We start from the raw sequence: 9,504 nt of genomic DNA, 5'->3' as shown, positions 1-9,504 counted from the left end.
GCCGGGCAAGTTTGGCTTCGAGCTGTCCGCGCACCAATACATAGGGGGAAGGCTCTCCGGTCTCGGGATCGGTCTCGACGCGCAGCGGCGCGTCCGGCCCTGCCAGCGTCACATCGCCCAGATTTGTGACAAAGGCCAGTGACTGTTGCGGTCCGGCCTCGCCCGCCCGCTCGACGCGCACAGCAATGAAAGGCGCATCGGCCACATGCACGATCACTTTTTCGTAGGGCGTGACGAGCCAGACCGAACCGTCCTCATCCTTGCGCAGGATGCGCGAGAACAGCTTCACCAGTCGCTCGCGATTAATTGGGTCGCCTTCATGCCACCAACTGCCATCCGCGCGGATTTCCATGTTGATGTCAGCTGAGCGCTCAGGATTCCACAGATGAACCGGCGGCAGTTTGCCATCTACCTTGCCATCGGGAAGGATCGCTTTAAGCGTCTCTTCGAGACTGATTGTGGTTGTGGCACTGGAATTCACGTTTTGCTCCGCCATGATCCGGCCTTAGACATAGGTTTGTTTATTCAGATCGAAAACCCGGAGGCGCCCTTTTGATGGCCGATACTGACCAGGTAAGTGATGCAATCATCGCAGAAGCCGAATCCGCCGCCGAAACGCTGGCGCAGGTGAAAGCCGAAATTGCGAAGGCGGTATTCGGACAGGACCGCGTGGTCGAGTTGGCGCTCGCCGCCGTACTGGCCGGGGGCCATGCCCTGCTGATCGGCGCGCCCGGCTTGGCCAAGACACGCCTCGTCGAGGCGATGGGCACCGCGCTTGGTCTCGCCAACCAGCGCATCCAGTTCACGCCGGATCTGATGCCCTCAGACATTATCGGCTCTGAAGTGCTGGACGAAAGCCCGAGCGGGCAGCGCACCTTCCGCTTCCTCAAAGGGCCGATCTTCACCCAGCTGCTGATGGCGGACGAGATCAACCGCGCCAGCCCTCGTACCCAGTCTGCCCTGCTCCAGTCGATGCAGGAGCGCCATGTCACCGTGGCCGGTGTGCGCCATGACCTGCCCGCGCCCTTCCATGTTCTGGCGACGCAGAACCCGATCGAGCAGGAAGGCACCTACCCCCTGCCCGAAGCCCAGCTGGATCGCTTCCTGCTGAAGGTCGACGTGAACTATCCCGACCTCGACACCGAGCGCCGCATCCTGATCGAGACGACGACCGGCGACGATGACGTGGTGCGCCCGGCGCTGGACGCCGACCGGCTGATCGCGCTGCAAGGGCTCGTGCGTCGGATGCCGGTGGGCGAGAAGATCGTCTCGGCGATCCTCGGCCTGGTGCGAGATGCCCGGCCGGAACAGACAAGCGACGAGCGCGTGAGGCGGCTGGTCGACTGGGGCCCGTCCCCACGCGCCGGTCAGGCGCTGATGCTGGCTGCACGGAGCCGCGCGCTCTTGAGGGGCCGTCTTGCGCCGAGCATCGAGGATGTCGAAGCGCTCGCAGAACCCTGCCTCGGCCACCGGATGGCGATGCGCTACGACCCGACCGGCGAGGCACCGAGCCTGACAGATCTGATCAATGACCTTGCGCGGAAGGTTTCGTGATCAGTGCGTAGGCTATTGGGCTTTGGTTCAATTCTCGTTTCCGCGGTCGCGTGCTCAGGCGCGGTACCCCCCCTGACAACGCAGGGGGCTCAAGACTGTGCCGTCGCCAAGTTGAACACCATTGTGACCTACCGATTGATCGTTCAGGAGGGATTGGATGAGGATGGTGAACTCAGAAATCGAAGTCTTCCTGGGCTCGAAGCCGAGATTGAGAGCTACATCGATGCACTGAAAGAGATGGAAGCCCAATCAAATGGATCCTTCTCAACAAAGGATTTTGTGCAGACCCTGTTCGATAAAATGGATCAAATTGGAAGCGATTCAGTAGCTAACGCATTCTATGCTGCAACCTGCGAGTTGCCGCTGTGACTCCCGCCGCCGATCTACGTTCTGAGGCTGAAAGCCTTGCCCGCCAATTGCCCGGTCTGAACTTCAAGGCCGAAGCGAGCGAAGCCGCGCATATCGGCTCGGCAGGCCGTCGCCGTGCGGGCACGGGCGAGCATTTCTGGCAGTATCGCCGCTATGCGCAGGAAGACGCCGCCGACCGGGTCGACTGGCGCCGCTCCGCCAAGGGCACGGAATTGTTCGTACGCGAAACAGAACTGGAAACCGCGCGCACGGTGCTGTTCTGGAGTGATGATGCACCGGGTTTCCGCTGGAAGGGCGAGGGCGATTTGCGCACCAAGGCCGAAGAAGCCCAACTCCTGATGCTGGCCATCGGCATCATGATGTCGAAGGATGGCGAACGGATCGGCATGCTGGGCGCGGGCCGGACGGCCAGCTTTGGCAAAAAGGCCGTGGCGCGGCTCGCCGAAGACCTTGAGCGCGGCACGCATGGCCAGTTTCCCTCGCCGCCGAAATCTGCTGCAACGATTATTCTGGCGTCTGACTTTTACGCGCCGCTCGCCGAGTGGCAGGCCCGCCTTGCGCCGCTTGCCGCGAAATGCCCGGAAGGCGTGCTGCTGGCGATCTCGGCACCCATCGAGGAAAGCTTCCCGTTTGAAGGCCGCACCAAGCTCAGCCGCCCCGGCACCGAGTCCGACCGTATCCTTGGCCGGGCCGAGACAATGCGTGAGGCTTACCTCCGCCGCTTTGCCGAACAGCGGGACGGATTGCGCAGACTGGCCACGCAAATGGGCTGGCGGCTGGTGACGCATACAGTCGGAACGTCCAGCCTTGAAGGCGCCGCCCGGCTGAAGGCGCAGGTCGAGACGTTCGGGGCCAAGGCATGACCTCGCTCGGCCCATTCCTGCTCGGCGCGCCGTGGGCGCTTGCCGCTTTGGCCGCGCTGCCAATCATCTGGTGGATCCTGCGGGCAACGCCCCCTGCCCCACGTCATGCGGAATTGCCGTCGCTACAATTGCTCGACGGGATCGAGCCGCAGGAAGAGACGCCCGCGCGCACGCCCTGGTGGGTCTGGCTGATCCGTACGCTGGCGATTGCCGCCGCGATCCTCGGCCTGTCCCAACCCGTCTATGCGCCGGGCGCGCAGACCGAGACTGTGGAAGGCACCGGCAGTCTGCTGATCGTGGTCGACAATGGCTGGCCGTCTGCGCCGCGCTGGCCGGACCTCGTCAATGCCGCGACCGCCACACTGGACACGGGCAATCGCGACGCGCCGGTCCATCTGCTGCTGACCGCGCCGCAACAATTCAATCCCGACCCGGCCGAGCGTGTTTCCCGCGCCGACATGGGCAAGCGCTTGACCTCGCTGAGGCCGCAGGCCTGGGCTCCGGACCGCGCCGATGCGTTGCGGCGGTTGAATGACTCAGGTTTCAAGCCTGACCGCATCTTCTGGGCAAGCGACGGCTTGCAGGGCAAGGACGGCCAGGCCTTTGCCGCGGAGCTGTCAAGTTTCGCGCCGCTGACCGTCTATGCCGCAGCGCCGACTGGCCCGATCGTGATTTCCGGCATTCGGTCGCAAACAGATTCTGTCAGCGTGACCGCCCGCCGCGCTTCCACGCGCGGCATCGCAACCGGATATGTATCTGCCATGACGATTGATGGTTCAGCCCTGGCGACTGCGCCCCTGGAATTTGCCGATGGGCAGATCGAAGCGGCCGCCGAGTTTACCATCCCTGCCGCAGCACTCGCCCGCGTTGCCAGGTTCAGCGTCACAGGCCAGCAAGGCGCAGGTACGGTCTGGCTATGGGATTCGGCAGATCGGTCGCGCCGTGTCGGCCTCGTCGATGCGGGCAGCACGGCCCAGCCGCTGCTGTCGGACATGCACTATATCCGCAAGGCGCTGGAACCGTTCGCGACGATATCCGAAGGCAGTATCGAGAACCTTGTGGCCGCGTCCCCGGATGCAATCATCCTGAGTGATATCGGGCAGATCCTGCCGCAGGATGCCGAATTGCTGCATGCCTGGGTCGAGGAAGGCGGCGCGCTGATCCGGTTTGCCGGTCCGCGCCTCGCCGCGCAGGGCGATGACCTGCTGCCGGTTGCGCTGCGCCGGTCTTCTCGCGCGCTCGGCGGAGCGCTGGCCTGGGATGAGCCGCAAGCCATGGCGGCGTTCCCGGAGACCTCCCCCTTTGCAGGCTTGCCCATTCCCGGTGACGTGCGCATCAAGCAGCAAGTGCTCGCGCGGCCGGGGCCGGAACTCGCATCGAAGACGTGGGCGCGACTGGCAGATGGTTCTCCGCTGGTGACCGCCGACATGCGCGGCGATGGCACGCTGATTCTGTTCCACACAACCGCCGGGCCGGACTGGGCCGACCTTGCCTATTCCGGCACGTTCTCGCAGATGCTGCGCCGGTCGATTGCAGCCGGACGTGGCGAATCCGTCGGCGATGCGGAGGGGGCTTACGCCCCTTTCCTGACCCTGGACGGCTATGGGCGCCTGTCGGCCGCGGGGGCCAATGCCGCGCCCTTGAAGGCCACCGATTTTGCAACGACCGAACCGTCTGAAGCTCACCCACCGGGGCTCTATCGTGGGCCAGCCGGATCGCGCGCCCTGAATGCGGGTGCCGGCAAGCGGCCGGAGCTGATCGCGAACTGGCCAATTTCGGCTCGTCTGCTGGGCGATGCCGAGGCCCGGTCGTTGCGCCTTGCAGGGCCGTTGCTGACCCTTGCTGCCGTATTGCTGGCGCTGGACCTTTTCATCGCCCTGTTCGTGGCCGGACGGCTGCGCCGGTTTGGCAAGGGCGCAGCGATGGCATGTGTGGTGGCTGGTGGCGCGCTGGTCGCGGTGCCGACACCGGATGCGGCGGCCCAACCCTTCCAGTATGAATTGTTGCCGGACGGCACCTATCGCCGGGTGGACAATAATCCGCAGACGATCCGACTGCCGTCCAACGGAAACGCGACCCAGAAGGAGATCGACGCGGCGCTGGAGATGCGCCTGGCCTATGTGGAAACACCTGACCGTTCACTCAATGCGCGTACGCGCGCCGGCCTGTTCGGTCTGTCCAATATCCTGCGCCTGCGTACGTCCGTCGAACCGGCTGATCCCCATAGTGTCGATCTGGAGACCGACGCGCTTGAGCTGTACCCGCTGATCTATCTCAACATACCCGACTCCATGCCGCCGCTGTCGGACACAGCGATTGCCCACCTCAATACATACCTGCGCTCTGGTGGGGCGCTGGTGATTGATACGCGCGCAGGCGGAACGATTGGAACGCAGACCGATGTGACTCGCCTGGAGACCTTGCTGGAAGGGCTTGATGCACCGCCCTTGCAGACGGTGGGCGAAAACCATGTTCTGACGCGAACCTTCTATTTGCTGGACGACTTTCCGGGGCGCTATGCGCAGCGCAATCTCTGGATCGAGCAGGCGGGCGATGCCAGTGCACCGCGCGGCGACGGCGTTTCACGCCTCATTATCGGCGATGCCGACTGGGCTTCGGCCTGGGCCGTGGATGAACAGGGCCGCGACCTCTATTCCGTGGACGGCGGAGCGCAACAGCGTGAAATGGCGAGACGCTTCGGCGTGAATTTGGTCATGTATGTGCTGACTGGAAACTATAAGGACGACCAGGTGCACATCCCGGCCCTGCTGGAACGTCTCGGCAATGGCGACGCGGATGAAGCACCGGATGAAAGCCCGGTCCGCCTTCCGACCCGCATTCCCGATGGAGGGCCGCAATGATTGACGCAACGCGCCTCGGCTTTGAGCCCTTTCTTGGCTGGCCGATCCTGTGGGCAGTCGTGGCGCTTGCTGCGCTGGCATGGCTCACTTATGCGTTTCTGCGCGGCAAAGCGTGGCTAACGCGAGGGCTGGCGCTGACTTTGCTGGCTGCGGCATTATCGAACCCCTCACTCGTACAGGAAGAGCGTGAGCCCCTGCCCTCGGTGGCGGCGATCATTCTCGACCGGTCCGAAAGCATGGAGTTTGGCGAACGCGAAGCCGCGGCCTCAGCGGCTTTCGCCGCGCTGAATGCTGAACTGGAAGCCGACCCATCCCTGGAAGTGCGCATCCTGGAGAGCGATCCGGGTGCGGATGGCACCAATCTCTATGGCGCGCTGGAAGGCCTGATGGCTGATGTCCCCCGCGACCGGATTGCAGGCGCCATCCTGATCACTGACGGACAGGTTCATGATTTGCCGGAACCGGACTCTGACGAACGCCATATCGGCCCTTTGCATGGGCTGATCGTAGGCGACCCCAACCGGGGTGATCGGCGCGTGTCGATTGTCGATGCCCCGGACTTTGGCATCGTGGGCGAAATGGCTGAATTAGTCGTGCGGGTGGATGATCCCGACCTGCCAGACGGTCGGCAGGTGGAGATTGAACTGTCTGTCAATGGCGGCACCCCGCGCCGGATGAATGTGACGCCCGGCGAGAATACGAGTGTACCGATCGAGATTGAACGACGCGGCGAAAATGTCATCGTGGTCGAGACGCCAGAGGGACGCGAGGAACTGACACTGGCCAACAATCGCACGGCGGCGACCCTTTCTGGAGTGCGCGACCGGCTGCGCGTGCTGCTCGTCACCGGCAAGCCGAACCAGGCGGGCCGGGTTTGGCGCGACCTGCTCAAATCCGATCCTTCGGTGGACCTTGTCCACTTCACCATCCTGCGCCCGCCCTACAAGCTGGACTATACGCCGACCGAAGAGCTTGCCCTGATCGCCTTCCCGACCGAGGAATTGTTCGAGGAGAAACTGGAAGAATTCGACCTGATCATCTTTGATCAGTATGAGCGCCGGGGTGTGATCACCCAGTCTTACCTCGCCAATATGTCCCGCTATGTGACCGAAGGCGGCGCGCTGTTCATTGCAGCGGGCGAGCCGTTTGCCGGGCCGGGCAGCCTTGCGCGCTCGCCGCTGGCTTCAGTGCTGCCTGCCTCCCCTACGGGCGATATCTATACCGGGGAGTACACGCCGGAGCTGACCGAGCCGGGCCAGCGCCACGCCGTGACCATGCCGCTGGCCAGCCGCGAATGGGGCGGCTGGATGCGCTATATCGATGCCGAAGCCCAAGCCGGAGATGTGCTGATGAGCGGGCCGCGCGGCAAACCCTTGCTGATCGTGGACCGCGTGGGCGATGGCCGCGTCGGCATGTTGATGACCGATCAGATCTGGCTATGGGCGCGTGGGCATGATGGGGGCGGACCGTTTGCCGAATTGATGCGCCGCGTTGTCCACTGGATGATGAAGGAGCCGGAACTGGAAGAGCGCAAGCTGAATCTTGTGGCCGAAGGCGATACAGCGCGCGTGGAACTGCGTACGCTGCTGGATAGCGCACCGCCGCTGGTGGTCGAGACGCCGGAAGGCAGCTTCCTCGAGCCGCAATGGCGCCAGGGCGGGCCGGGCCGGTTCGTGGCTGAGGCGCCGATTGACCAGCTCGGCCTCTACCGCGCCGAAGCGGGCGGGCTGGAAGCGGTCGCCCTGAATGGGCCGGCCAATCCGAAGGAATATGCAGACCTTCAGTCCACGACCGAAGTTTTGCAGCCTTTGGCCGACGCGACCAGTGGCGGCGTCTTCCGCCTGAATGCCAGCGGCACGAATTTGCCGGACATTCGGCGCACCAGCGCGCGGGGAAATTCGGCGGGCGGCAACTGGCTCGGCCTGCGCGAGCGCGGCGCTTATGCCGTGCGGTCGTCTAGCAGCCAGCCTCTGCTGCCGGGGGTGATTGCGGCGGCGCTGCTGATTGGCCTGCTGCTGCTCGCCTGGCGCCGTGAAGGGCGGTGATCTAGGGGATCACCACGCCGATCACGGCACCGACGGCGAGGCCGGAACTGGCAAACTCGGTCACCACGCCCTGATTTATCTCGCGGGCAAAACTGTCCGCGTCGGATATGTCGTAGCGCGCGTAGAGGCCGATTTCGGCCTGCTGGCCAAGTGGCCTTGCCGCGCCCAGTTCGAGGCCTGCATGGGATCGATCGCCGGACTCGTCCCCGGCATCGACAAAGCCTGCGCGGGCAAGGACGTAGGCATCCCATGCACCAGATTTCCAGGAGGGGCCGGCGGAGACTTCGGCGCCGAAATCGCCCAGCGTGGCATCGTGAAACACGGCGAGCGCCGGGCTGCAGGGCAAGTCGGACGTAAAGCTTGCGGCAAGCTCCAGGCTTTCTTCATCCTCTGTTCCCGGATAGGTCAGCCAGCTTGCCGTCAGGTCCATGCTGCCGCCCTGGATGTCGAACTGGTAGCCGATGACATAGTCGGTCTCGTCCGCGAAGGCCGCCTGGTCTGCGCCGATGGGAGTCAGGCGATAGAGCCCGCCATAAAGCGTGCCATGCGCGCCGGTTGTCTCCAGCAGGAGTTCTGTTTCCAGTGTCAGCGGGCCGATCTGTTCGCCGCGATCATGGAGCCCGCTGGAAATGGCCGCCTCGCCGATGACCCGTGTTTCTGCGAGGCTTTCGGTCACGAAGACACAAGCGCTCGCAGCCAGCAGGTTCAGTTTCAGCATGGGAGACCTCCGTCATTTTTGCCTTGTCCTGACGCAAGCAGGCGGGGCGGACAAGACGGCCCGGAAAAGTCGGCGGCGAACTGCTCCTTATGCGAATTACAGTCACTTTCACTTGCACGGAGACCTGCCCGTTCATCCGGGCGAAATCTTCAAATTTCACAGCTGTAACAAGGACTTGTCCGGTGAAGCACGTTTCGCCCAAATGCACGCTGGCGAAGGCGTGGTGACCCACTTGCCCGCCCAGTGCATATTTGGCACCGCCCCATTTCAGGCCGCTCTGACCTGTTTTACATTCCGGAAAGGCCCTGTACCTAGCAGGCAATCAAACAGGGAGCGCCGCCATGGCCGAATTGACGCTGGAACAGAAAGTCGAGGAATTGTGGGCGCGCGAAGCGATCCGGGATTGCCTGTTTCGCTATGCGCGCGGCATCGACCGGGCGGATGAGGAAATGCTGCGTTCGGCCTATTGGCCGGATGGCACCGATCATCACGGGCCTTACCAGGGCAGCGCGTCGGGCTTTGTCGACTGGGCGATGAAGACGCTTCCCTATATCGAGCGGGGCATTCACCAGATCCACAACATCCTGATCGAATTCCGCGAGGGCGGCGCGGCGGTGGAGAGCTATTTCTCTGCCTTCCAGCGCCAGCCGGGCGCCGACCGCCAGATGCAGCAATGGGACATGAAAGGGCGCTATCTCGACTGGTTCGTGAAGCGCGATGGCGAGTGGCGCGTGCTCAACCGGCTCGTCGTGTTCGACTGGACCGAGGAAATGCCGCTGCCGCCGGGCACAGAGGCCGAGCGCTTTGGCCCGCGCACGCCGATTGGCGCGAGCCATCCGGAAGATGCGGTCTATTCCTTCTTTGAGGGCAAGTAGGTTCCCTGGTTTCCTGATCGGTCATCCTTCGACTTCGCTCAGGCTTCGAGGGGTCAGACATCGCAATGCGATGTCCCCGAGAAGGCCCGAAGCGCAAGCGCCGGGCTTCTGCTCCCGGTGGCTTCATCCTTCGACTTCGCTCAGGATGAGTCAGCAAGTGAGGCGGAATGAGTCCGGAAACCCGCCACCCGAGAAAAGCTCATCCTGAGCGAAGTCGAA

Annotated in this window: 8 protein-coding genes; 6 read left to right on the top strand and 2 right to left on the bottom strand. The window is 63.6% G+C overall.

The window, feature by feature from the left end:
• Window positions 1-496 (bottom strand): DUF1285 domain-containing protein (locus B4F73_RS09715; RefSeq protein WP_290483130.1); only part of this gene is annotated, 496 nt, incomplete at its 3' end.
• Window positions 497-555: 59 nt separating this feature from the next.
• Between B4F73_RS09715 and B4F73_RS09710 the strand changes: the two genes are divergently transcribed.
• The 5 genes from B4F73_RS09710 to B4F73_RS09690 all read left to right on the top strand — a co-directional run bounded on the left by B4F73_RS09710 (window position 556) and on the right by B4F73_RS09690 (window position 7,692).
• Window positions 556-1,554 (top strand): AAA family ATPase, encoded by a 999-nt coding sequence (locus tag B4F73_RS09710; RefSeq protein ID WP_290483129.1) that lies wholly within the window; start codon window positions 556-558, stop codon window positions 1,552-1,554.
• A gap of 123 nt (window positions 1,555-1,677) precedes the next feature.
• On the top strand, window positions 1,678-1,923 hold the full coding sequence (locus B4F73_RS09705; protein ID WP_290481381.1) for a hypothetical protein: 246 nt from the start codon (window positions 1,678-1,680) through the stop codon (window positions 1,921-1,923).
• On the top strand, window positions 1,920-2,786 hold the full coding sequence (locus B4F73_RS09700; protein WP_290483128.1) for a DUF58 domain-containing protein: 867 nt from the start codon (window positions 1,920-1,922) through the stop codon (window positions 2,784-2,786). The genes B4F73_RS09705 and B4F73_RS09700 overlap by 4 nt, the downstream gene beginning before the upstream one ends.
• Complete coding sequence (locus B4F73_RS09695) at window positions 2,783-5,647, top strand: DUF4159 domain-containing protein (RefSeq protein WP_290483127.1); 2,865 nt, start codon at window positions 2,783-2,785, stop codon at window positions 5,645-5,647. The genes B4F73_RS09700 and B4F73_RS09695 overlap by 4 nt, the downstream gene beginning before the upstream one ends.
• Window positions 5,644-7,692 carry a hypothetical protein gene (locus B4F73_RS09690; RefSeq protein ID WP_290483126.1) on the top strand — a complete coding sequence of 683 codons (2,049 nt, stop codon included), beginning with the start codon at window positions 5,644-5,646 and terminating at the stop codon, window positions 7,690-7,692. Before B4F73_RS09695 ends, B4F73_RS09690 begins: the two co-directional genes overlap by 4 nt.
• Before the next feature lies 1 nt (window position 7,693).
• Here B4F73_RS09690 and B4F73_RS09685 read toward each other — a convergent pair whose 3' ends face one another.
• Window positions 7,694-8,410 (bottom strand): hypothetical protein, encoded by a 717-nt coding sequence (locus B4F73_RS09685; protein ID WP_290483125.1) that lies wholly within the window; start codon window positions 8,408-8,410, stop codon window positions 7,694-7,696.
• A 341-nt stretch (window positions 8,411-8,751) separates the two neighbouring features.
• Here B4F73_RS09685 and B4F73_RS09680 point away from each other — a divergent pair, with 341 nt between their 5' ends.
• Window positions 8,752-9,285, top strand: a complete 534-nt coding sequence (locus B4F73_RS09680; protein ID WP_290479987.1) for a nuclear transport factor 2 family protein — start codon at window positions 8,752-8,754, stop codon at window positions 9,283-9,285.
• The last annotated feature ends 219 nt before the right edge of the window (window positions 9,286-9,504 follow it).

Origin of the sequence: Hyphomonas sp. UBA3601 (assembly GCF_002375605.1) — a bacterium.
Classification (GTDB): domain Bacteria; phylum Pseudomonadota; class Alphaproteobacteria; order Caulobacterales; family Hyphomonadaceae; genus Hyphomonas.
The sequence above is the reverse complement of the archived record's forward strand: the minus strand, read 5'-3'. Positions and strand labels throughout refer to the sequence as shown.